Origin of the sequence: Kitasatospora sp. NPDC058032 (assembly GCF_042885845.1) — a bacterium.
In the GTDB taxonomy this organism is placed as follows: domain Bacteria; phylum Actinomycetota; class Actinomycetes; order Streptomycetales; family Streptomycetaceae; genus Kitasatospora.
The window spans coordinates 37,140-58,308 of record NZ_JBHVRK010000039.1; the positions used below are offsets into that span (position 1 = coordinate 37,140).

General features: G+C 75.9%; 19 protein-coding genes and 2 pseudogenes. 14 read left to right on the plus strand and 7 right to left on the minus strand.

Features of this window, described 5'->3' with window-relative positions:
- Positions 1 to 25: 25 nt before the first annotated feature.
- Genes ACFVUH_RS34985 through ACFVUH_RS35025 form a run of 9 tightly spaced genes read left to right on the plus strand, consistent with a single transcriptional unit; the run spans position 26 to position 11,639 of the window.
- Positions 26 to 1,306: a glycosyltransferase gene (locus ACFVUH_RS34985; protein ID WP_387917566.1), complete on the plus strand. Its 1,281-nt coding sequence runs from the start codon at positions 26 to 28 to the stop codon at positions 1,304 to 1,306.
- Entirely contained in the window at positions 1,212 to 2,165 is a 954-nt protein-coding gene (locus tag ACFVUH_RS34990) for a DUF6895 family protein (RefSeq protein ID WP_387917568.1), read from the plus strand. The genes ACFVUH_RS34985 and ACFVUH_RS34990 overlap by 95 nt, the downstream gene beginning before the upstream one ends.
- On the plus strand, positions 2,162 to 3,376 hold the full coding sequence (locus ACFVUH_RS34995) for a radical SAM protein (RefSeq protein WP_387917569.1): 1,215 nt from the start codon (positions 2,162 to 2,164) through the stop codon (positions 3,374 to 3,376). The genes ACFVUH_RS34990 and ACFVUH_RS34995 overlap by 4 nt, the downstream gene beginning before the upstream one ends.
- On the plus strand, positions 3,373 to 4,392 hold the full coding sequence (locus ACFVUH_RS35000) for a DUF6895 family protein (RefSeq protein WP_387917570.1): 1,020 nt from the start codon (positions 3,373 to 3,375) through the stop codon (positions 4,390 to 4,392). The genes ACFVUH_RS34995 and ACFVUH_RS35000 overlap by 4 nt, the downstream gene beginning before the upstream one ends.
- The gene (locus ACFVUH_RS35005) at positions 4,389 to 5,765 is read left to right on the plus strand and encodes an MFS transporter (protein ID WP_387917571.1); all 1,377 of its coding nucleotides are present in this window, start codon (positions 4,389 to 4,391) and stop codon (positions 5,763 to 5,765) included. The genes ACFVUH_RS35000 and ACFVUH_RS35005 overlap by 4 nt, the downstream gene beginning before the upstream one ends.
- Positions 5,762 to 9,091, plus strand: a complete 3,330-nt coding sequence (locus ACFVUH_RS35010; protein ID WP_387917573.1) for an AAA family ATPase — start codon at positions 5,762 to 5,764, stop codon at positions 9,089 to 9,091. Before ACFVUH_RS35005 ends, ACFVUH_RS35010 begins: the two co-directional genes overlap by 4 nt.
- Positions 9,088 to 9,972 carry a S8 family serine peptidase gene (locus ACFVUH_RS35015; RefSeq protein ID WP_387917574.1) on the plus strand — a complete coding sequence of 295 codons (885 nt, stop codon included), beginning with the start codon at positions 9,088 to 9,090 and terminating at the stop codon, positions 9,970 to 9,972. The genes ACFVUH_RS35010 and ACFVUH_RS35015 overlap by 4 nt, the downstream gene beginning before the upstream one ends.
- On the plus strand, positions 9,962 to 10,609 hold the full coding sequence (locus ACFVUH_RS35020) for a GAF domain-containing protein (RefSeq protein ID WP_355374839.1): 648 nt from the start codon (positions 9,962 to 9,964) through the stop codon (positions 10,607 to 10,609). The genes ACFVUH_RS35015 and ACFVUH_RS35020 overlap by 11 nt, the downstream gene beginning before the upstream one ends.
- Complete coding sequence (locus ACFVUH_RS35025) at positions 10,602 to 11,639, plus strand: RimK family alpha-L-glutamate ligase (RefSeq protein WP_387917576.1); 1,038 nt, start codon at positions 10,602 to 10,604, stop codon at positions 11,637 to 11,639. The genes ACFVUH_RS35020 and ACFVUH_RS35025 overlap by 8 nt, the downstream gene beginning before the upstream one ends.
- 167 nt (positions 11,640 to 11,806) lie before the next feature.
- Here the strand turns inward: ACFVUH_RS35025 and ACFVUH_RS35030 are convergent.
- Positions 11,807 to 12,007: pseudogene (locus ACFVUH_RS35030) on the minus strand (hypothetical protein); the annotation flags it as partial.
- A gap of 132 nt (positions 12,008 to 12,139) precedes the next feature.
- Here ACFVUH_RS35030 and ACFVUH_RS35035 point away from each other — a divergent pair.
- The 3 genes from ACFVUH_RS35035 to ACFVUH_RS35045 all read left to right on the plus strand — a co-directional run bounded on the left by ACFVUH_RS35035 (position 12,140) and on the right by ACFVUH_RS35045 (position 15,017).
- A complete protein-coding gene (locus ACFVUH_RS35035) occupies positions 12,140 to 13,267 on the plus strand; it encodes an MFS transporter (protein WP_387917586.1) in 1,128 nt (375 codons plus the stop codon).
- A gap of 143 nt (positions 13,268 to 13,410) precedes the next feature.
- Positions 13,411 to 13,968 (plus strand): hypothetical protein, encoded by a 558-nt coding sequence (locus tag ACFVUH_RS35040; RefSeq protein ID WP_387917578.1) that lies wholly within the window; start codon positions 13,411 to 13,413, stop codon positions 13,966 to 13,968.
- A gap of 140 nt (positions 13,969 to 14,108) precedes the next feature.
- Positions 14,109 to 15,017: a Gfo/Idh/MocA family protein gene (locus tag ACFVUH_RS35045; RefSeq protein ID WP_387917588.1), complete on the plus strand. Its 909-nt coding sequence runs from the start codon at positions 14,109 to 14,111 to the stop codon at positions 15,015 to 15,017.
- A gap of 307 nt (positions 15,018 to 15,324) precedes the next feature.
- Here the strand turns inward: ACFVUH_RS35045 and ACFVUH_RS35050 are convergent, their stop codons facing one another.
- A complete protein-coding gene (locus tag ACFVUH_RS35050) occupies positions 15,325 to 16,068 on the minus strand; it encodes an SDR family oxidoreductase (RefSeq protein ID WP_355374847.1) in 744 nt (247 codons plus the stop codon).
- Between the two features lie 101 nt (positions 16,069 to 16,169).
- Between ACFVUH_RS35050 and ACFVUH_RS35055 the strand changes: the two genes are divergently transcribed.
- Positions 16,170 to 16,826, plus strand: coding sequence for a TetR/AcrR family transcriptional regulator (locus tag ACFVUH_RS35055; protein ID WP_387917580.1), 657 nt, complete (start codon positions 16,170 to 16,172; stop codon positions 16,824 to 16,826).
- Here ACFVUH_RS35055 and ACFVUH_RS35060 read toward each other — a convergent pair.
- From ACFVUH_RS35060 to ACFVUH_RS35070, 3 genes are all read right to left on the minus strand, one after another.
- Entirely contained in the window at positions 16,823 to 17,557 is a 735-nt protein-coding gene (locus tag ACFVUH_RS35060; protein WP_387917581.1) for a hypothetical protein, read from the minus strand. The two genes, ACFVUH_RS35055 and ACFVUH_RS35060, sit on opposite strands and share 4 nt — an antisense overlap.
- Before the next feature lie 129 nt (positions 17,558 to 17,686).
- Positions 17,687 to 19,045 (minus strand): M14 family metallopeptidase, encoded by a 1,359-nt coding sequence (locus ACFVUH_RS35065; RefSeq protein WP_387917583.1) that lies wholly within the window; start codon positions 19,043 to 19,045, stop codon positions 17,687 to 17,689.
- Positions 19,046 to 19,137: 92 nt separating this feature from the next.
- Complete coding sequence (locus ACFVUH_RS35070) at positions 19,138 to 19,272, minus strand: CGNR zinc finger domain-containing protein (protein ID WP_387917589.1); 135 nt, start codon at positions 19,270 to 19,272, stop codon at positions 19,138 to 19,140.
- On the opposite strand from ACFVUH_RS35070, the gene ACFVUH_RS35075 reads away from it, so the two are divergent.
- Positions 19,226 to 19,627, plus strand: a complete 402-nt coding sequence (locus ACFVUH_RS35075) for a hypothetical protein (protein ID WP_387917591.1) — start codon at positions 19,226 to 19,228, stop codon at positions 19,625 to 19,627. The two genes, ACFVUH_RS35070 and ACFVUH_RS35075, sit on opposite strands and share 47 nt — an antisense overlap.
- On the opposite strand, the gene ACFVUH_RS35080 is transcribed toward ACFVUH_RS35075, so the two are convergent.
- Together ACFVUH_RS35080 and ACFVUH_RS35085 are read right to left on the minus strand one after the other, a co-directional pair.
- Entirely contained in the window at positions 19,611 to 20,060 is a 450-nt protein-coding gene (locus ACFVUH_RS35080) for a hypothetical protein (protein ID WP_387917584.1), read from the minus strand. The two genes, ACFVUH_RS35075 and ACFVUH_RS35080, sit on opposite strands and share 17 nt — an antisense overlap.
- Positions 20,061 to 20,337: 277 nt before the next feature.
- Positions 20,338 to 21,097: pseudogene (locus ACFVUH_RS35085) on the minus strand (VWA-like domain-containing protein); the annotation flags it as partial.
- Between the last annotated feature and the right edge of the window lie 72 nt (positions 21,098 to 21,169).

Genomic DNA, 21,169 nt, shown 5'->3' on the forward strand with positions numbered 1-21,169 from the left:
CCGCCCGACCCGCCCCGGAGGCCCCGTGAACATCCTGCTCTGCCCGCTCAGCGACGGCGGCTACCTCTACCCGGCGCTCGCCGCCGGGCGCGAACTGCAACGCCGCGGCCACCGGGTCTCCGTGCTCGGGCGCGCCGCCGCCGCACCGTTCGCGGCCGAGGCCGGTCTGCCGTTCGCGGCGGCGGAGGAGTTCGGCGGCGCGCGGGCCTTCGACGCGGCCCGCTGGGGCGTCACCGGACTCGCGCAGTACCGGGCCACCGTGCGCGCCGCCCGGCAGGCCCGCGCGGACCTGCTGATCACCTCGGTGCTGTGCAACGGCGCGCTGCTCGCCGCCGAGGCGCTGGACCTCCCGGTGGTGGTGATCGGGCTCTCCATCCACCTGTGGACCTACCGCTCCGGCGGCACCGACGAGCCGCAGTACGGCCGCACCCGGGAGAACCGGACCCGCGAGACCCTGGCCCTGTACGCCGCCACCCGCGAGCAGGCCGGTCTCGCCGGTCGCGCGGCCCCCGGCGGCGTGCTCGACGACTCCCCGCTCCTCGGTGACGCCCTGCTGCTCCGCGGGCTGCCCGAACTCGAACACCCGGGCGCCGAGTTGCCGCCCCGGGTGCACCACGTCGGCCCGCTCGCCTGGGAGCCCGCCGCCGACCCGGCCGAACTCGCCACCCTCGACGATGCGTTGGCCCGCACCGGCAAGCCCCTCGTCTACGTCCACCTCGGCCGCTTCTTCGGCGGCGGCTCCCCGTGGCCGCGCCTCAACGCCACCTTCACCGGCGGCCGCTACCAGGCCGTGGTGGAACAGGGCCGCACCGCGGACCCGCGGCCCGCGCCGGAGGCCGACGTCCTGCTCGTCCGCAAGCCCTGGCTGGGGCCGCTGGTCGACCGCGCCGGCCTGGTGCTGACCGCCGGCACCTCCGCCCCCGCCCTCGGCGCCCTGCTGCGCGGGCGCCCCCTCGGCGTCACGCCCAATGGCTCCGAGCAGCCGGTGCTCGCCGGTGCCCTGCTGCGCGAAGGCGCCGCCGTCCACCTGCCGCGCGCACCGCGACCGGACCCGGCCGGGCTGCTCGACGCGGCCTGGCGCGACCGGAGCCTGCGCGCCCGCGCCCGCGGCCTCGGCCACCGCCTCGCCGAGGCCGAGACCGGCAGCGCCCGGCGTGCCGCCGACCTCGTCGAGCAGACCGCCCGGCAGCCCGCAACCTCAAGGGAGAACCATGGGTACTCGACCAGCCGGCCCGGACCTCGCGGCCGTCGCGAGCCTCTCGGCGGGAGCGCGGAGCTGGATCGGACGGCACTGCGGCTATCTTGACGGACCGTCAGGACGGGCCGAGCTGCCGGTGACCCCCCGGGTCAAGGCGCTGCTCCAGCTCGCCCTGCTGCACCGGGCCTGGGCGAAGGCCGACCCGGCGGACCCGGAGCTGGCCGGGGTCGCCGCGACCGTCGACCGGGTCTGGCGTCACCCCGGCCACCCGCCCCTGCTCACCGCCGACCCCCGCTACGCCCGGCAGTTCCAGCTGATGTACGGCGCGCTCGCCCCGGCCGGCCTCGCCGCCGACGGCCCGCACCGCACGGCCCTCGCCGAGGCGGTGGCGGGCGACTTCCTGACGCCGCGCCGCAAGTCGCCCTACCTGCGCCTGGAGACCCGCTACTACGCCGAACTCGCCGCTGTGCCGCACCGCCTGGGCGGCTACCCGGAGCTCTACCGGATCAGCCGGCTGGCCCTCCACACCGACGAGCGGCCGCTCGCCGACCTGGACGTGTGCAACGTGACCCACACCGTCTTCCACCTCGCCGACTTCGGCTTCCGCGACCCGGGCCTGGGCGCCGCCGACCTCGCGCACGCCCGCGACCGGGTCGTCCGCCTGACCGAGCGGTGCGTCCGGCGCGGCGAGTGGGACCTCACCGGCAAGCTGGTGCTCGCCCAGTACTGCCTGGGCCTCGACCCACTGGGCACCCCGTCCGGGGCGGCCGGTCTGCGGATGCTCGCCGAGGTCCAGGCTCCCGACGGCGCCGTCCCCGGCCGCTCCGCCGCCGACCGGGCGCCCGCCGGCGCGAGCCCCGTCGAGTACTTCCGCGCGTCCTACCAGTCCACCCTGGTGGTGGCGCTGGCGGCGGTGGTCCTGCTGCACCGCAGGCAGGCCGTACCGGCACTGGGAGGTGCCCGATGAGCCCCGCGAGCCCGGTGAGCCCGGCGACGACCGCCGCCGCCGAGGGCGGCGCCCGGCTCCTCCGGGGCGAGCGCAACTGGTGGTTCCTCGGCCCCGGCGGCGGCCTCGCCCGGCTGCGCCCGGGCCAGTTGGCGGCCGACGGCACCCTGCGCCCCGGCACCGAACGCCGGCTGCGCGAACACGGCCTGCTGACCGCCCCGGCCCCGCGCAGCTACGCGCTGACCGTGCTCACCAGCACCCACTGCAACCTCGGCTGCGGCTACTGCTTCCAGAACACCGGCCAGGACGGCGACGGCGGCAGCCGCCCGCCCCGGATCGCCCGCAAGCGCCTGACCTCGCGCACCATCACCGACATCCTCGACTTCGCCGACCGGCGGATGGCCGCCGCCGGCCTGGCGGAGCTGCGCATCCTGCTGTTCGGCGGCGAGCCGCTGCTCAACCCGCGCGGCTGCCTGGAACTGCTGGAGCGGGCCGCCGGCCACGGCCTCGCCTCCGCCTGGATGATCTCCAACGCCACCCTGCTCACCCCCGCGCTCGCCGCCGGACTCGCCGAGCGCGGACTGCGCTCCGTCCAGGTCACCTTCGACGGTGACCGCCCCGACCACGACCGGATCCGGATCCGGCGCACCGAGGGCGGCGGGACCTTCGACACCATCGTCGGCAACCTCGCCGGGGCCTCCGAGGCCTCCCCGCTGCGCTGGCTGCTGCGGGTCAACGTCTCCCAGGAGACCCACCGGGGCGTGGACGCGCTGATCGACCGGCTCGCCGTCGCGCTCGACCCGGCCCGCTGCACCCTGTACTTCGCCCAGGTCGGCGACGTCGGCGTCGGCTACGGCAACGACCTGCGGCACACCCGCGACCTCTCCGACCGGTTCACCCGCTGGCAGCGCCGGGCGCTCGACCTCGGCTTCACCGTCAGCCGTCCGCAGGCCCACCGGCCGTGCGCCACCTGCGGCCACGGCGACGGCCGCTACGGCGCCGTGGTGAGCGCCGACGGCACGCTGGCCAGCTGCTGGGAGACGGCGGGCAAACCGGACTGGGAGGTCGGCACCGTCACCGGCGGCTACCTGCCCGCCGCCCGCACCCGGGACCGCTGGGTCGCCTGCGAGGACCTCTACCGGCGCGAGGACGACCGGCGCACCCTCGCCGACTTCCACGACACGGTGGACGCCGCGCTGCTCGACTACCTGGACGAGACGGGGCGCCTGTGACCACGGCATCCGGTCTCGGCGTCGGCGGCGACCTGCGGCGGCTCTCCGCCGGCACGCTCGGCTGGCTCGGCCGCCACCTCGACCACTTCGACCCGTTCGCGACCCGCCGCCCGGCGTCCGAACGCGGCCCCGGCGAGTGCGGCGGCGCGCACCGCCCGGCCAAGGCCGCGCTGGAACTCGCCCTGCTCACCCACTGCTGGAGCCGGCTCGACGAGGGCGCCGATCCGCGCCGCACCGAGGCCACCGCCCGGGTCCGGGCGATCTGGCGCCACCCCGGCTTCCCGCGCCTGCTGGCCGCCGACCCGCGCGCCGCCGCCCAGTACCGGCTCGCCTGCGCCGCCCTCGCCCCGGCCGGGACGGACGACGCGCCCTGCCGGGCCGAACTCGCCCGGCTCACCCCGGCCGACCTCTCCCCGGTCGGGCGCTCGGCCTACCAGCGGCTGGAACTGCGCTACTACGCGGACAAGGCCGGGGTGGCGCACACCGTGGAGCCGTACGCGGACCTCGCCGAGCGCAACGTCCTCGTCGAGCTCCCCGCCACCGCCCTGGCCCGCGCGGCGCGCCGCGACCGCCGCGACGCGCGAGGAGCGGCGGGCCGCCCCGAGGAGCCGCCCGTCACCGTCCCCGAGGCCTACGCGCTCACCCACTCCAGCTTCTACCTCAGCGACTTCGCCCGCACCGGGCCCGGCCTGCCCGAGGGCGCGGTGGCCGCTGCCGCCGCCCTGGTCGCCCGGCTGCTGGACCACTGCGTGCGGCACGACTGGTGGGACCTCGCCGCCGAACTCGTGATGACCCAGGTCTGCCTCGGCCTGGACGCCCCCGGCACCCCCGAGGGCGCCGCCGCCGTCGACTGCCTGGCCCGCGCCCAGCGCCCCGACGGCTCCGTCCCCGGACGCTCCGCCGCCACCCGGGCGGGCGCCGCCGACCCGCCCGCCGACCACTTCGCCAAGGCCTACCACACCACCCTGGTGACCGCCCTGATGACGCTGCTGCTCGGAGCGGAGGGCACCGCATGAGCGCCCTCGCCAGGCTCCGGCCGACCCTGATCAGCCCCACCTACACCCGGCTCTGGTTCGGCCAGGCCGTCTCCTCCGTCGGCGACGCGGTGTTCAGCACCACGCTCGTCCTGTGGGTGGCCACCGTGCTGGCCGAGGGCAGGTCCTGGGGCCCGCAGGCGGTCAGCGGCGTCGTCCTCGCGACCAGCGCGGCCGTGATGTTCGTCGGCCCCCTCGCGGGCGTCTTCGTCGACCGCTGGGACAAGCGCGCCACCATGCTCGGCACCGAGGTGCTGCGCGGCGTCCTGGTGGCGGTGCTGACCGCCGTCTCCTTCGTGCCCACCGAGGACCTGCCGGCCGGCGTCTGGCTCGCCCTCATCTACGCCACCGTGCTGGCCCTCAACGCGGCGAGCCAGTTCTTCACCCCCGCCCGGTTCGCGGTCATCGCCGACCTGGTCACCGACGAGGCCGACCGCGCCCGGGCGGCCGGCCTGGCCCAGGCGACCGGGCAGACCGCCTGGATCATCGGCCCGCCGCTCGCCGCGCCGCTGCTGTTCACGGTCGGCCTGCAGTGGGCGCTGCTGTTCAACGCCCTCTCCTACCTGGTGTCCTACTTCGCCATCCGCGGGGCGGACCTGACGCCCGCCGCGTCGGCCGCCGCCGCGAAGCAGCGCGCACAGGCGGCCGAACGGCGCGGCCTGTTCCAGGACTTCACCGCCGGACTGCGCTTCTTCGCCCGCAACCGCTTCCTGGTCGCGCTGCTGCTGCTCACCGTGATCGGCCAGCTCGGCACGGGGGCGCTCAGCACCCTCAACGTCTTCTTCGCCACCCGCAACCTGCACGCCTCCGCCGAGCTGTACGGCTACCTGGGCATGGCGATGGGCATCGGCGGGATCGCCGGCGCGCTCGCCGCCGGCCGCGTCGTGCAGTGGATCGGCGCGCGGCGCACCACCTGGATCGGGCTGATGGCCAGCGGCGTCCTGCTGGTGCTGTACTCGCGGCAGACCGCGTTCCCGGGCGCGGTGGCGCTGCTGTTCGTCTTCATCGTGCCGATCACCATGCTGAACACCGCCATGGCGCCGCTGCTGCTGGCCGCCACCCCGCAGGAGTTCCGGGGCCGGGTGGTCGCCGTGTTCTACCCGGTCACCCGGCTGGCGGCGATGCTGACGGCGGTGCTCTCCGGCTGGCTCGTCGGCAGCGGGCTGCGGGGCTTCTCGGGCTCGCTGGCCGGGCTGAGGTTCGGGCCGATCGACACCGTCTTCGCCGTGGCCGGGCTGCTCGTGGTGCTCGCCGGCGTCTACGCGCGGCTCGCGCTGCCGGCTCCGGCTCCGGCTCCGAAGCCTGCCGCGGACACGGCCGAACCGGCCGAACCGACCCTGGAGGGCCGGCCGTGAGCTGCGCCGCGTGCGGACGCCGCACCGCCGAGGCGGACCGGTTCTGCGCCGGCTGCGGCGCACCCCTCGCGGCCGTCGCCGAACCGCCGCCCGAGCCGCGCGAGTCCCGCCGCAAGGTGTCCATGCTCTTCCTCGACATCGTCGGCTCCACCACGCTCGCCGAACGCCTCGACCCCGAACCGCTGCGCCGCGTCATGGACCGCTACTTCGCCAGCTGCGGCGCCTGCATCGCCGAACACGGCGGCGTGGTCGAGAAGTTCATCGGGGACGCGATCCTCGCCGCGTTCGGCGCCACCGTCGCGCACGAGGACGACGCGCTGCGCGCCGTGCGCGCCGCCACCGACGCGCTCGCCGCGCTGGCCGCACTGACCGCCGAACTCGCCGCCGCGTACCAGGTCCGGCTGGAGGCCCGGGCCGGCATCTGCACCGGCAATGTCGTGGTGATCACCCGGCCCGGCGACGACTTCCGGGTCGTCGGCGACTCCGTCAACACCGCCGCCCGGCTCCAGACGGCCGCCCGGCCGGGCGAGGTGCTGGTCTGCGCGGACACCGCCGCCATGGTGCGCGCGCGGGTCGGCACCGAACCCGTCGAACCGCTGGAGCTGAAGGGCAAGTCCCGCCCGGTGCCCGCCTGGCGGATCACCGCCCCCGAGGAGGCGGCCGACCGGCCCGGCCCGCTCACCCCGTTCATCGGCCGCACCGGGGAGCTGGCGCGGCTCGCCGACGGCTACCGGCAGGCCCGGGAGGGGCGGCGGGTCTGCCTCGCCACCGTCGTCGGCGCACCCGGCATCGGCAAGTCGCGGCTGGTCCGCGAGTTCCTCGCCGGACTGCCGGACGGCGAGGCCGTGGTGCTGTCCGGCCGCTGCTCCGCCTACGGCCGGGGCATCACCTACCGGCCGCTCGCCGAGATGCTCGGCTCGCTGCCCGGCGGCCGGCCCGCCCTGGACCGGCTGCTGGCGGGGGAGGGCGGCGGGGTGAACGGCGGGCAGGACGGTGCGCGGGACGGTTTGCGGGACGGTGCGCAGGACGACGAGGGCGCCCGTACCCGGAGCCTGGTCGCCCGCACCCTGGCCGCCGTCGCCGAGTCGGCCCCCGCCCCCGTCCTCGCCGCCACGTCCTCCGTTGCTCCCGCCGCCGCTCCCGCCGCCGCCCCGGAGCCGGTCGGCGTCGCGGACATCGCCTGGGCCGTGCGTCACCTCCTGGCGCTGCTCGGCCGCCGCCGCCCGGTGGTCCTGGTCTGGGAGGACCTGCACTGGGCCGAGTCGACCCTGCTCGACCTCGTCGAGGAGATCGCCGGCCGGCTGCGCGACGTCCCCGTGCTGCTGCTCTGCCTCGCCCGCCCCGAGCTGTTCGAGCTGCGCCCGGGCTGGTCCGCCGGAACGCCGTGCGCCCTCACCGTCGACCTCGGGCCGATGACCGGGGAGCAGACCGCCGCCCTGGTCGGCGGCCTGGCCCTGCGCGGCGACGTCCACCCCCAGGACGACCGCGTCCACGACCACCGGGAGCTGACCGGCCGGGTCCTCGCGCTGTGCGACGGCAACCCGCTCTTCGCCGAGCAGCTGATGGACGTCTTCGCCGAGACCGCCCCCGGCACCCAGGTGCCGCCCACCGTGCAGGCCCTGCTCGGCGCCCGGCTCGACCGGCTCCCGGCCACCGAACGCGGCCTGCTGGAGCTCGCCGCCGTCGTCGGGCGCGAGTTCACCCGCGCCCAGCTGCGCGCGATGGCCGAGGCCGACGGCACCGCCCCGCCCGCCGCCGAGGCGGCGACCGCCCGGCTCGCCCGCCGCCGGGTCTTCGAACCCGGACCGGCCGGCACCTACCGCTTCGCCCAGGCCCTGCTGCGCGACACCGCCTACGAGTTCACCCCGAAGACCCGCCGCGAGCGCTGGCACGACTTCCTCGCCGACCGGCTCTCCCGCGAGCGTCCGCCCGACCCGCTGGCCGTCGCCTACCACGTCGAGGCCACCAGCCTGCTGCGCCGCCAACTGCGCCCCGGTGACCCGCGGTTGCCCGCCCTGGCCGGTCCGGCGGCCGGCACCCTGATCGCCGAGGGCATGCGGGCGCTGGCCCGCAAGGACCTCCCCGCCGCCGTCCAACTCCTGGAGCGCGGACGGGCGTTGCTGCCGGTCGGCGATCCGGCGCACACCGCCCTCGCGCTGCACGTCTGCGACGCCGGGATCTGGCTGCAGGACGAGGCCCGCTGCCGCGCCGCGCTCGCCGCCGCCGAGGCCGCGCTGCCCGAGGACCCGCGCGCCGCGGCCACCCGGGCGATCCAGCACGGCATCGTCGCCCTGCGGCTGGGCCTCGCCGCACCCGCCGACGTCGCCGCCGACGCGCGGCGCCTCACCGAGCGGCTGGAGCGCGACCCGGGCGACGACCTCAGCTGGTGCCGGCTGCACCAGCTGCACGCCCACCTCGAACTCGCCGCCGAGCGCACCGCCTCCGCCGAGCGCTCCTTCCGCCTCGCGCTGGCCCGCGCCCGGGCCCTGGCCGACGGCTACGAGGAGGACCGACTGCTCTGCGCGGTCTGCGAGTTGACGCAGTGGACGCCCACCCCGGTGGCCGCCTCGCTGGAGCTGTGCGCACTGCTCGGCCGGCGCTTCGCCGCCAACCGCTCGCTGCTGATCCCGGTGCTCGTCGCCCGCGCCCACCTGGAGGCCCTGGGCGGCGACGTGACCGGCGCCCGGCGCACCCTCGCCGAGGCGCTCGGCTACTCCCACGACGTGCACGCCGACCTCGCGGACGCGGTGCTGCTGGACGCCGCGGGCTTCGTCGAGTCGCTGGCCGGCGCCCATGACGTCGCCGAGGCCCGCTACCGGCAGAGCCTCGGCGTGCTGCGGGCCGCCGAGCACGCCCCGGACACCCGGACCACCGAGGTCGCCATCGCCCGCGAGCTGTTCGCCCAGGGCCGTACGGACGCCGCCGCCGCGGCCCTGGACCTGATCGGTCCGGACCCGGACCCGACCGGCGGCGCGGACGGCGCCGCGGACGGCGGCAACCCGCGCGCCCGGCTGGGCGCCGTCGCCCTGCGCGGCCGGATCGCCTCCGCCCGGGGCCGCCACCCCGAGGCGCTGGCCGCGGCCGAGGCGGCGCGGGCGCTCAGCGCGGGCTCCGACGACCCCTGCCTGATCGGGGAGACGCTCCTCGACCGGGCGGTCGTGCTCCGGGCGGCCGGCCGGGCCGGGCGGGCGGCGGCAGAAGGGACCGAGGCGTTGCGGATGTTCGAGGCCAAGGGCGCCACCCTGCCCGCCGGACGGGTCCGGGCCTGGCTCGCCGCCGGGACGGCCGGCCCGGCGCGGCGGACGGACGGGGGCGACGGCCGATGACCGCCCGCCACCTGCCGCCCTGGCGCCGCCCCGCCCGTGACCACTTCCCGGGCGTGCCCGCCTGGAGCCTGCCCGTCTCGACCGTGCCGCAGGAGCCCTTCGACGTCAGCCCGCTCGGCGGCCGGCTCACCCGGGAGTGGGCCTGGGGCGGCGCGGACGGCTCCGGGGTGCGGGTCTGCGTCCTCGACAGCGGCATCGACGCCGCGCACCCGCTCGTCGGCGGCCTGGAGCGGGCGATGGACGTGGTCCGGGCCGAGGACGGCACCCTGGCCGTCGTCCCCACCGAGCCCGCCGACACCGCCGGCCACGGCACCGCCTGCGCCGGCGTCATCCGCTCCATCGCCCCCGGTGTCGCGCTCACCTCGGTGCGCGTCCTGTCCGGCGGCCGGCACGGCAGCGGCGCCGCCCTGCTCACCGGGCTGACCTGGGCGATCGAGGAGGGCTACGACGTCATCAACCTGAGCCTGTCCACCACCAAGGCCGAGTTCTGCGACGCCCTGCGCGACCTCGCCGACTCCGCCTACTTCCGCCGCTGCGTCATCGTCGCCTCCGCGCACAACATGCCGGTGCGCAGCTACCCGTGGCCGTTCGCCTCGGTCATCTCGGTGGCCAGCCACGACAGCCCCAACCCGATGACCTACTACTACAACCCGTCGCCGCCGGTGGAGTTCTACGCCCGCGGCGTGCGCGTCCCGGTGGCCGGCCCCGGCGGCCGGCAGCTGCTCAGCACCGGGAACAGCTTCGCGACCCCGCACATCGCGGGCATCTGCGCGCTCATCCTCGGCAAGCACCGCTCGCTCACCCCCTTCCAGCTCAAGTCCGTCCTCTACCTGGCCGCCGAGAACGTAGCCGTACCCGATGGAGGTGCGCGTGTCGACTGACCCGTTGGAGAGTGCCGAGATCCACCGGCGCAGACTGCTCCAGTCGATCGTGGAGGTCGCGCGCAGCGTGTTCGGCGCCGCCGCGGCCTCCGTCCTGCTGGTGGACGAGAGCGACGGCGACCTCGTCTTCGCGGCGGTCGCGGGGGAGGGCGAGCACCATCTGCTGGGCAGCCGCTTCCCGGCCGGTACCGGCATCGCCGGCTGGGCGCTGATGACGGGCCAGCCGGTGATGGTGGACGACGTGGCGCAGAGCCCGCAGTTCGCCCGCTCGGCCGCCGAGTCCACCGGCTACGTGCCGCGCGGCATCATGGCGGCGCCGCTGATCTGCGACGGCGACTGCGTCGGCGTGCTGTCGGTGCTGGATCGTGACAGCCGGCCGCGCTGCGACCTGGGCGACATGGCCTCGCTCGGGCTGCTGGCCACCGAGATGGCGACGGTGCTGGAACTCCTGTCGGCACCCGGCCCGGCCGCCCCGGCGCCGGTGGCCGCGAAGCCGCCGGCCTTCGACCTGGCGGTGCTGCAGCGCGTCGCCGACCGTCTGCCGACCGCTCCCGACCAGGTGGCCGCGACCGTCGTCAAGCTGCTGGCGATGGCCGACGACCTGCTCGCCACCTCCGACGCCGACGCCGATGCCTGACGCTTCCGCCTTCCTCGCCCAACTCGACGACCCGGGCCGGGCGTTCGACGTGCACCCGGCGTCGGAGCGGTGCGTGCTGCTGCTCAGCCGCGCCTGTGACACCGACCTCGACCCGGTCGAGCGGCTGCTCATCGGCGCCGGGATCCGCACCGTGCGCCTGAACGCCGAGGAGCTCGCCGCCACCTCGCTGACGGTCGGGCCCGACGACCGCGCGGTGCGCCTGAACGGGCGCCCGCTGACACCCACCGTCACCTGGATCCGCCACTTCGCCGCGTCCGCGGTGGCGGTCGGCGAAGCCCGCGCTCCCGACTCCGCCCGTACCGCCTTCCTGCGCGACTCCTGGCGGGCGGCCACCGGGCAGCTGGCGGAACTCTCCGGCACGGCGATCCGCCCCGAGCGCCCCGGCGTGCTCTCCCAGCTCCGGCTCGCCCGGCGGCACGGCGTCGCCGCCCCGCGCACCGTGCTGACCACCGATCCGCACCTGGTCGGCGACGCCTTCGACGGGCCACGGGTGGTGGTGAAGGCGGCCCATCAGCACTTCGTCGAGCCGGTGCCGGGCCGCCTGCACGGCGTCTTCCCCACCGTCCTGGACCGCGCGGACCTCGCCGCCGGTCGCGGGGACGGCCCGCGCCCCGGCCCGCCGGTGCTCGTCCAGGAGTACGTCGAGCACGAGGCCGAGCTGCGGGTGTACTTCGTCGCCGGGCGGCTGCACGCCTTCGCACTCGGCAAGGCGGACCCGGCCGACCCGTGGACCGCCCCGGAGCGGCTCGACGTCCGCCTCCTGCCGTCGCTCCCGGCGCGGGTCGCCGCCGCGACCCGCACCCTGGCCGCGGCGATGGACCTGCGCTACGGCGCCTTCGACTTCCTGCTCAGCGCCGGGACCCCGGTCTTCCTGGAGGTCAACCCCGACGGCGACTGGCGCTGGGCCGAGCGCCGCACCCGCGGCACCCCGGTCACGGCCGCCCTCGCCGCGATGCTCGCCGGCCTCCACCGCACGGCGGCCCGGGACGCACCGGGGCACCGGCCGTAGCGTCCGCCGCCGGTGCCGCCCGATCCACCGCCCCGCCGCGCCCCGGCCGGTGCCGGGCCCGCACCCCGGGACCGCAGCCCACCCGCCGCCCCTCGGGCGCGTGCCCGATGCCGAGGCCGACCACCTCGTGCGGCGGGTTCGTCCTCCTCGCCGGCGGTGCCCGGGTACGCCTCGACGACCGCCGGGTCGCGCTGTACCTCGGCCGGCCGCCCCTCGGCGATCACCCGGCCGAAGTTGAGCACCGTCACCGGTCCGCGACCGACGTCACCAGCCGCATGTCGTACGCGATTCGGGACAGCGCCGCAGGTCGGGCGCCGTGATCCGGCGTCGTGTCCCGGCGCCGTCGGGCGAGGCGGGCGGGCGGCCATTCGGCGCAGCCCGCCGCCGCGGCCCCGGCCCCGGCCGCCTACCGTGGGCTGGTGACCGATCGTCCGACCGGCCCTCCGCCGACCGCGCGCCACCTGGGCTACCTCGGGGCCGCCGCCGCCTTCGCCGTCTGCATGGCGGGCACCACCCTGCCCACCCCGCTCTACGGCCTCTACCAGGAGCAGATCGGCTTCTCCGAGCTGATGGTCACGGTCGTGTTCGCCATCTACGCCTTCGGCGTCATCGGCGTCCTGCTGCTCGTCGGCAACGTCTCCGACTCCGTCGGCCGCCGCCCCGTGCTGCTCTGCGGGCTGACCTGCGCGGCGGCCAGCGCCGTCGCCTTCCTCGCCGAGGGCGGCCTGCCGATGCTCTGTCTGGGCCGGCTGCTCTCCGGACTGTCGGCCGGTCTGTTCACCGGCACCGCCACCGCCTACGTCCTGGAACTCGCCCCGCCCGGCCGCCGGGCCCGGGCCGCGTTCGCCGCCACCGCCGCCAACATGGGCGGCCTCGGCTGCGGACCCCTGCTCTCGGGCGTGCTCGCCGAGTACGCGCCGCACCCGCTGATCCTGCCGTTCGCCGTGCACCTGGTACTGCTCGCCGCCTCGTTCGCCGTCCTGTGGTCCCTGCCGGAGACCGTCGTGGGCGCCCGACCGCTGCGCACCGCCCGCCCACGACGGCCGTCGCTGCCGCCGGAGGTCCGCGGCGTCTTCGTGCCGGCCGGCCTCGCCGCCTTCGCGGGCTTCTCGCTGCTGGGCGTCTTCACCTCGGTCAGCCCCGCCTTCCTCGCGCAGGGCCTGGGCGTCCACAACCACGCGGCCACCGGCCTGATCGTCTTCCTGGCCTTCTTCGGCTCCACGCTCGGCCAGCTCCTGGTGCCGAAGCTGGGCACCGCCCGGGCCATCCCGCTGGGCTGCCTGGTGCTCATCGCCGGGCTCGCCCTGCTGGCCTCCTCGCTCGCCTGGACCGTGCTGGCGCCGCTGATCCTCGCCGCCCTGGTGGGCGGCGCCGGCCAGGGCATGGGCCTGCGCGGCGCGGTCGGCGAGATCGCCGCCGCCGCCCCCGCCGAACACCGCGGCGGCGCGCTCTCGGCGCTGTTCGTCGTCGCCTACTTCGGCATCTCGATCCCCGTCATCGGCGTCGGCCTGCTCGCCCAGCCCCTCGGCCTGGCGGACGCGGGCCTGGTCTTCGCCGCCTGCATGGCCGTGCTGGCCGCCGCCTCCGGCCTCTACCTGCTGCGCCGGGCCAGGCTCTCGGCCGCCTGAGCGGGGGCCCGGGACCTCGGCGCGGTGCCCGGATTCGGGCTGGGTCGAAGGGCTTTGCCCGCCCGGTTCGCGTGCGGTGAGACTTCTTCTCGGCAGGCCGACAGCAGGCCATCCGGAGAAGTGACTTGAGGAGAGTGTCCGTCATGAGCATCGCGCGTTCCCTCGTCCCCCGCGCCGGCGTCGCGCTGGGCGCCGTCCTGATGGCGACCGGGCTGCTGGGCGCCCCCGCCCAGGCCGCCGACGGCGCCCCCGCCTCCGCCCCCGCCGCCGTCACGGTCGCCGCGGCCCCCGCTTCCGACGCCAACCAGACGGTCATCCAGGCCACCGCCGGCCTGAGCCGCGGCCAGAGCTGGTCCTCGCCCGACGGCAGCACCGTCCTGTACCAGCAGTACGACGGGCACGTCGTCCTCTACAAGAACAACGTCGCGATCTGGACCGCCGTGGGCACCTACGGGGTCGGCACCTACTTCTACGTCCAGGACGACGGCAACCTCACCGCGTACGACGCCGCCTGGCGCCCGCTCTGGGAGAGCCGCACCGGCCGCCACCCCGGCGCCTACCTGGCCATCCAGAACGGCGGCAACCTGGTCGTCTACTACGGCAGCACCCCCCTCTGGTGGTCCAACTACCACCCCGGCGGCACCGGCCCGATCGACCCCGACCCCGAGTGCACCCCCACGACCCACCAGCTCTGCCCCTGATCCCCGGGGCCGGCCGCGGACCCGGCGGTCCGCGTCCGGCCCCGTCCGGCCGGGTCGGGGCCGGTGCATAGGGTGGGAGCGACACCGGCTCACGCACCCGTGGAGATCTGATGAGTTCGACCGCTGTTCCCGACGCCCCGCTGCCCGTCGGGGTGATCGGGCTCGGTGACATCGCGCAGAAGGCCTACCTGCCGGTCCTCGGCGCGCTGCCCGGCCTGGACCTGCGGCTGATGACCCGGGACGGCGCCAAGCTGGACCGGCTCGGCGAGGCGTACCGGATCGCCCCGGAGCAGCGGTTCACCGACCTCGGCCGGCTGATCGACAGCGGCATCCGGGCCGCCTTCGTGCACGCGGCGACCGACCAGCACGTGCCGATCGTCGAGCAACTGCTCACCGCCGGCGTCGACGTCTACGTGGACAAGCCGCTCGACCACACCCTCGACGGCGCCCGCCGCCTGGTCGACCTCGCCGACCGCACCGGCCGCTCCCTGGCGGTCGGCTTCAACCGCCGCCACGCCCCCGGCTACGCCCAGGCCCTCGAACGCCCGCGCGACCTCATCGTCCTCCGGAAGAACCGCGAGGGCCTGCCCGAGGCCGCCCGCACCCTCGTCTACGACGACTTCATCCACGTCGTCGACACCCTCCGCTTCCTGGCCCCCGGCGAGATCGACCACGTGGACGTCCGCGCCCGGGTGCGCGACGGCCTGGTGGAGCACGTCGTCCTCACCCTTGCCGGCGACGGCTTCACGGCCCTGGGCCTGATGAACCGCCTCTCCGGATCGACGGAGGAGATCCTGGAGGTCTCCGGCGCCGACTCCAAGCGCGAGGTCCACAACCTCGCCGAGGTGATCGACCACCGCGGCCAGCCCACCGTCCGCCGCCGCGGCGACTGGGTCCCGGTCGCCCGCCAGCGCGGCATCGAGCAGGTCGTCCTCGCCTTCCTCACCGCCGTCCGCGCCGGCCGCACCCTCGACGCCCACGACGCCCTGCGCACCCACGAACTCTGCGAACTGATCGTGGAGCGCATCGAGAGCATCAAGAGCCTCTGACGTCGCGTCCTCAAACACTGGAGGGTTCCACGGGCAGGGGCTACCGGGTCAGTCCCTGCTGCACGATTTCAGTCCCTGAGAAGCCGGCCGCCTACGACGAGCCGGCCGGTCCGGCCGTGCGAGCCGGGGGCGGGCCGCTCCTCCCCCTCGGTGTTCGGGCCGTCGCCCACGACGCCGGAATCATCGAGGGCATCGACTGACCGATGGGGTCGGTACTCCAGCGGGAACGGAGACGTCCTGCTGGAGTACCGGGCGCGACCTGTCACAACGGTCCGACGCGGCACCGGGCCGACCGATGCCGTCGGGCTCAACGACCGGTGGGGAGGTTGGCCCCGCCGGTGCAGTCGAACACCACACCCGTGACGAAGGTGTTGGCCGCCAGCATGTGGATCGCCCGGGCGACGTCCTCCGCGCGACCCACCCGGCCGACCGGGGTGGTGGCGGCGAGACCCTCGAACAGGACAGCCCGCTGCTCCGCCGGGACGCGGTCCCACCACGGGGTGTCGACCACGCCGGGCGAGACGGCGTTGACCCGCAACGGGGCGAGCTCGACGGCCAGCGGCGGGACCATCGCCTCCAGGGCGCCGTTGATGGCGGCCAGTCCCGCGGTGCCGGGGAAGGCGGCCCGGGCCGAGGCGGCGGTGATCAGGGTGACCGAGCCGTCCTCGCGCAGGTGCGGCAGCGCCGCCTGGAGGACGCGCACCTGCGGCCAGAACTTGGCGTCGAAGCCGGTCGCGAGCTCCGCCAGGTCGAGGTGGGCGAACGGGCCGGATCCGGCCGCGCCGCTGACCGCGACGACCAGGTGGTCCACGGTGCCGGCCCCGGCGAAGAACTCGGCCAGGGCGACCGGATCGGCGGCGTCCAGCCGCTGCCCGGTGCTCTTGCCGCCGATCCGGGCGACGGCGGCGTCCAGCCGGTCGCGGTCGCGGCCGGTGACCACGACCTCGGCGCCGTCCGCGGCGAAGGCCGTGGCCGCCGCCTCTCCGATGCCCGAGCTGCCGCCCATCACGACGACGCGCTGTCCGGCGAAGAGGTTTGACGCAGTGCTCATGGTGGTGGGACCTTCCGACTTGTCGAGACCGTTGGTTCTGGCAATGATGTTTGCCGAGACTGTTAGTCTTGTCAAGCGGGGGCGAGAGGAAGAGGAACACCATGAGCGAGGTCCAGGACACCGAAGCCGCGGCCGACGCGGCGCCCGCCGCGGCCGCCACGGCCGGGACCGCCCCGGCCGTGCGCCCGCACACCGGCCGCCGCCGCAACGAAGCGGCCCACCGGGCGATCCTCGACGCCGCGCTGCGCCTGCTCGCGGAGTCCGACGGCACGCCCGTCACGATCGACGCCATCGCCCGCACGGCCGGCGTCGGCAAGCAGACCGTCTATCGGTGGTGGCCCTCCAAGGGCGCCGTGCTGCTGGACGCCCTCACCGACCGCGCCGACCAGGACGTCCACGGCCCCGACACCGGCAGTCTCGGCTCCGACCTGCAGGCCTTCATCGCCACCACCTTCGAGGCCGCCCAGCGCGACACCACCGCCTCCGCCCTGCGCACCGTCGCCCGCGAGGCCGCCCGCGACCCGCACCTCGCCGAGCTGATGCGCAGCTTCACCGCCGCCCGCCGCGGCGCGCTGCGCGAGCTCCTCGCCAGGGGGTGTGAGCGCGGCGAACTGGCCGGGGAGGCCGATCTGGACCTCATCGCGGACCAGGTCTACGGGGTGTTCTGGTACCGCTTCCTGCTCGGGCACGCAGCCCTGGACGCGGACACGGCGGAGCGGCTCGCCTCCTCACTGACCAGGGGGAACGCCGCGGGCTAGGACTTGTCCGGTCGATCATGTGCGGAGCCGGACGACGAGGGCCGCGGTCGTGACGGTGCCGAGGTGGACGTGGCCGCGTTCGTCGGGCGGAAACGGGTGGCGGCGGCGACCGCCAGCGCCCCCGCGAACGCGAGCGCGAAGGAGGCCGCCCACGGCGCGGTGGCGGGTGCGGACGGGGGCGTGCCCGCGATGCTGTCGACCTTGCCGAGCGGGTCGATCGTGACGGTCACCGGCTGCTCGGTCAGCGGCAGTTCGTCCTTGTCGGCGGAGAAGGACTCCTCCTCGCCGCCCGGCAGCCGCACCACGTACCGGTAGGACGCGGAGGCGCCGAGCTCCGGGTCGCCCGGATCCTCCTCGTGGCGCACCACCACCGCCGCCACCGCCGTGCCCCGCTCGTGCAGGGCCTGCTGCTCCGCGCGGCCGAGCGACAGGGCGGCGAAGGCTCCGCCGCCGAGCAGCAGGGCCACCAGACCGGCCCTGGCCAGCGGCCCGGTGCGGTGCTCGCGGCAGACCGCCTGCGTCCACTGCCACGGGACGAGCAGCAGCACGGGGTAGCCGAGGATCGCCGCGACGTAGAGCAACCCCGGTGGGAACCACGGGAAGTGGCGGTCGCGGCTGGACAGCAGCCAGGCGAGCGCGACGATCGCCAACAGGTAGGCGAGGGTGACGGTGGTGAACCGCACCGGGAACGACCGCCGGTAGAGCCTTCCGATCTTCGCGGTACCGGTCATGGATTCCCCTCGTTCCACTCGCCCCGGACCACCTTCCTAACCCAAACAGACGCTTCCGGTGGGCACGTTCGCCGACAGGGGAACGGCCCGCCCGGACCTCGGGGTCCGGGCGGGCCGTTCCTCCCGCGGTCAGTCGGCGATGCCGCAGTACTGCTGCTGCTTGCCGATCGCGCGGTAGACGCAGTCGGCCGTCTCCACCAGCCGCAGCACGGCCTCCCGGTTGCGGGAGGTCTCGCGTCCGATCACCTCGTCGGGCGGGTAGAAGCCGCTGGCGCCGTTCGGTCCGGGGTACATCTCGAAGGTGTAGGCGAACACCCGCTGCGCGCCCCACAGCCAGTCGTCGATCGACCCGTCCGTGATGTAGAGGTCGCTCGACTGCTCGGGCGTGTAGCCGTTGGTGGCGGCCATCGACCGGCCGAGGGTGGCGAAGGTGTTGTACTCGTCGGCGCTCATGCCGGTGGCGGTGTCGGCGGTGGTCCAGCCGAACGGCCAGAGCACCAGCTCGCTGTAGGTGTGGAAGTCGATGGCCGCGGTGATCTGCTGCTTGCCGCCCACCACCCGGCTGCGGACGAAGTCGGCGACCACCTTGGTCTCCTTGGCGGACTCCGGTCCGCTGCCCCGGTAGGTCTCGCTGGAGGTGGAGCCGGAGGAGCCGCCGCAGCAGCCGAACTTGTAGTCCCAGTTGCGGTTGAGGTCGGTGCCGACGTAGCTGCTGCCCGGGTTCGGCTGGCGGTCCTTGCGCCAGCTGCGGTAGCGGCCGGTGGCGATGTCGTACTCGCCGCCGTCCGGGTTGAGGTCCGGGATCACCCAGATCTCCCGGCTGTTGACGGCGTTCGCGATGCGGGGGTCGGAGGCGTACTTGTCGCCGAACTCGTGCAGCAGGTAGAGCGACATCTCGACGGTGAGGTGCTCGCGGGCGTGCTGGTGGGCGGTGAAGAGCACCTCGGGCTCGTCCTCGTCGGTGCCGACGTTGTCGCTGATCTTGACGGCGACGATCGGCCGGCCCTCGTAGGAGGTGCCGATCACCCGCTTGCTCATGATGTCGGGGTGCGCGGCGACGACGGCGTCGATGTCGGCCGAGGCCTCGGCGTAGTTGTGGTAACCGGAGTCGGCGGACGGGAAGTCGTACAGCGCCGCGCCGACGCCCTCCAGACCGGGCTCGGCACCGTACCGGGGGCCGGGCAGCGGGACGGGCGACCAGCCGAGCGCGCGCAGCCGGGCGGCCTCGGCGGGGGTCGCGGTGACCGTCAGGGAGTCGGGCCGGACGGCGTCGACGGAGGCGCCGGTGGCGGCGACGGCGGTGCGCTCGGCGACGGTCCGGGGGCCGTCGAGGCGGTACTGCCGGGCGAAGGTGGCATCGGGGCCCGCGTTCGCGGCGGCCTCGGGGGCCGGCTGCGCGGTGGCCTGGGTGGTGAGCGGGACGGCGAGGGCGAGGGCCAGCAGGACGGCGGTGACCGTGGCGGGCGTTCCTCGACGGGGCAGTCGCATGACTGTCCTCCTGTGGGGGTCCGTAGGGACGGAACGGTGAGGAGGCGGGTGCGGCGCCGCGAGCATGATGGTCCGTCAATGTCATGCAATCGTCAAGGAGTTGGGTGAAATGGGAGGTGGGGAGGCTCGGGTGGCGCGCCGGTTGGGCGACCCGCCGCGCGCCGGGGCGCCGAACCGCAGGTGGCCGGGCTGCACCAGCGCCGCCGCCCGCCCGCGTCGAGGAGCAGCCGGCCGCAGTCCGTGCTCGCGGGCGGGGTGGTCTTCGCGGTGCGGCTCGGGGGCGAGGGCGAGGAGCGGACCACGGTCCGGAGCAGGCCGGTCGACGCCGACGGGTGGACGGAACCGATCGTGCTCCCCGGGATCCTCGCGCCGGCCGCCGGCCGCCGGCCGCCGACGGCCGACGGCGGCGGCGTCGTGGCGGCGGGCTACCGGGCGGACGGCCGGGTCCTGCTCGCCGCGTTGGACCTGAGCACCGGTGCGCTCACCGGGGCGGCCGGTGATGTGATTCCGAGGCTGCGTCCCCGGCACGGCCTGGCGGGCCGCGCGGGTGGGGCCAGGGGCGGTGTCAGCAGGGGACGGTGACGGTGACCGACGACGACGAGGGAGGCCAGGGGCCGGCCGGAATGCCGAAGGTCCCGGTCACCTGGGTGCCGCAGGGCACGTTGAAGGTCATTCCTTGCACGGGGATGCCGCCCATGGGCACCACGGCCTCCATGTCCACGGGCGTGATCGGCGGCTGGCCGACCGCGGTGGCGGAGAACTTGAAGGGGACGGACTGGGGAGACCAGTTGAGGGAGGGCGGGTAGGCCTTTCCCCAGAGGTTGACCTGGGTGCCGTCGACATCGATACAGGCGGTGATCCAGAGGATGTCGATGGCCCAGTTGCCGCAGGTGGTTTTCGCGGTTGCGGATGGAGCGGCGGGCATGGTGGCGGCGGCGGCCGGGGCGGTGGTGGCGGTCAGCGCGGCGAGGACCGCGGCGCCGGCCAGGGTGGCGGCGGTGCGACGACGGTGCATGGGTGGGATCCCTCCGTGGATGGGCAGCGCGTCCGGCGCGACACCGGACGGGCTGTGACATGTCACATCGTTCTGAGGGGATGATGGCATGCGAACGGTGGTCCGGGTGGGTCGTCGGGGCCGATGGCCGGAAGGCTCCGGGCGGCTGGCCTGAACGGCACGTCATGGATGCCGTGCCGTCGAGGAGTTGGTGGCGGAGGCCTCGATGCCCCCACCATCGACCACGGCTCTGCCGAACCCCTCTGTGCCAGGATCGGCCGACCCGGGCCGGGAGTGGTCAGCCACCCCCGAGCCTCACCACCCGCGCCCAGCCGGGCGGCTCCGGCCGCCGGTAGCCGGATCCGTCCTCCCGCCGCCCGCCGAGCCGCCCGAACAGCGCGACCACCGTCCGGCACGACGGCCGGGCCGTCGGCCACGGCGTCTGGCCGTCCGTCAGCACCACGATCACGTCCGGGCGCGGCCGGGCCCGCAGCGCGGCGGCGAAGCCCTCCCGCAGGTCCGTCCCGCCGCCGCCCACCAGCGGGATCTCCGCGGCGGCGCAGACCCGCCGGGCCGCCTGCGCCGCCGCGTCGCAGGACAGCACGGTCACCAGGTCGCGACTGCCCCCCACGGCCCGGCAGATCGCCGCGACCTCCAGCAGTGCGGTTCCCCAACTCGGCGTCGCCGACCGAGCCGGAGGTGTCGACGACCACGCACACCCGGGGCGGTCGCCGCCGAAGGGCGGGCAGCACCGCCCCGGGCAGCGCGGCGCAACGGCGGGCCGGGCGGCCGTAGGAGTAGTCCTCCCCGGCGCCCGCGCCGCAGACCGCCGAGCGGACCGCGGCCCCCAGCAGCTCGCGCCACGGCTGCGGCGGATGGAACGCCTCCTCGGCCCACCGCCGCCACCCCGCCGGGGCGTCGCCCGGGCTGCCGGCGATCGCCCGCGCCACCCGGAACCGCACCGCGCCCGAGAGGGGATCATCATCGGGCGCGAGCTTGGCGACGTCGGGATCCCCGGCGCCACACACGTCGGCGGCGGCCCTTTCGGCGGCGGCGCCGCGACGGGGGGGGGGGGGGGCCCCCCGCGGGCGGCGGGGGGCGGTGGGGGGGAGTTAGCGGTAGAGGCGGGG

Excerpts from the sequence above, each read along its gene's own strand:
- ACFVUH_RS35055 (WP_387917580.1), top strand. The coding sequence starts at position 16,170 with ATGAGCGAGGTCCAGGACACCGAAGCCGCGGCCGACGCGGCGCCCGCC.
- ACFVUH_RS35040 (WP_387917578.1), top strand. The coding sequence starts at position 13,411 with ATGAGCATCGCGCGTTCCCTCGTCCCCCGCGCCGGCGTCGCGCTGGGC.
- ACFVUH_RS35025 (WP_387917576.1), top strand. The coding sequence starts at position 10,602 with ATGCCTGACGCTTCCGCCTTCCTCGCCCAACTCGACGACCCGGGCCGG.
- ACFVUH_RS35005 (WP_387917571.1), top strand. The coding sequence starts at position 4,389 with ATGAGCGCCCTCGCCAGGCTCCGGCCGACCCTGATCAGCCCCACCTAC.
- ACFVUH_RS35035 (WP_387917586.1), top strand. The coding sequence starts at position 12,140 with ATGGCGGGCACCACCCTGCCCACCCCGCTCTACGGCCTCTACCAGGAG.
- ACFVUH_RS35060 (WP_387917581.1), bottom strand. The coding sequence starts at position 17,557 with ATGACCGGTACCGCGAAGATCGGAAGGCTCTACCGGCGGTCGTTCCCG.
- ACFVUH_RS35015 (WP_387917574.1), top strand. The coding sequence starts at position 9,088 with ATGACCGCCCGCCACCTGCCGCCCTGGCGCCGCCCCGCCCGTGACCAC.
- ACFVUH_RS35065 (WP_387917583.1), bottom strand. The coding sequence starts at position 19,045 with ATGCGACTGCCCCGTCGAGGAACGCCCGCCACGGTCACCGCCGTCCTG.
- ACFVUH_RS34990 (WP_387917568.1), top strand. The coding sequence starts at position 1,212 with ATGGGTACTCGACCAGCCGGCCCGGACCTCGCGGCCGTCGCGAGCCTC.
- ACFVUH_RS35050 (WP_355374847.1), bottom strand. The coding sequence starts at position 16,068 with ATGAGCACTGCGTCAAACCTCTTCGCCGGACAGCGCGTCGTCGTGATG.
- ACFVUH_RS35080 (WP_387917584.1), bottom strand. The coding sequence starts at position 20,060 with ATGCACCGTCGTCGCACCGCCGCCACCCTGGCCGGCGCCGCGGTCCTC.
- ACFVUH_RS34995 (WP_387917569.1), top strand. The coding sequence starts at position 2,162 with ATGAGCCCCGCGAGCCCGGTGAGCCCGGCGACGACCGCCGCCGCCGAG.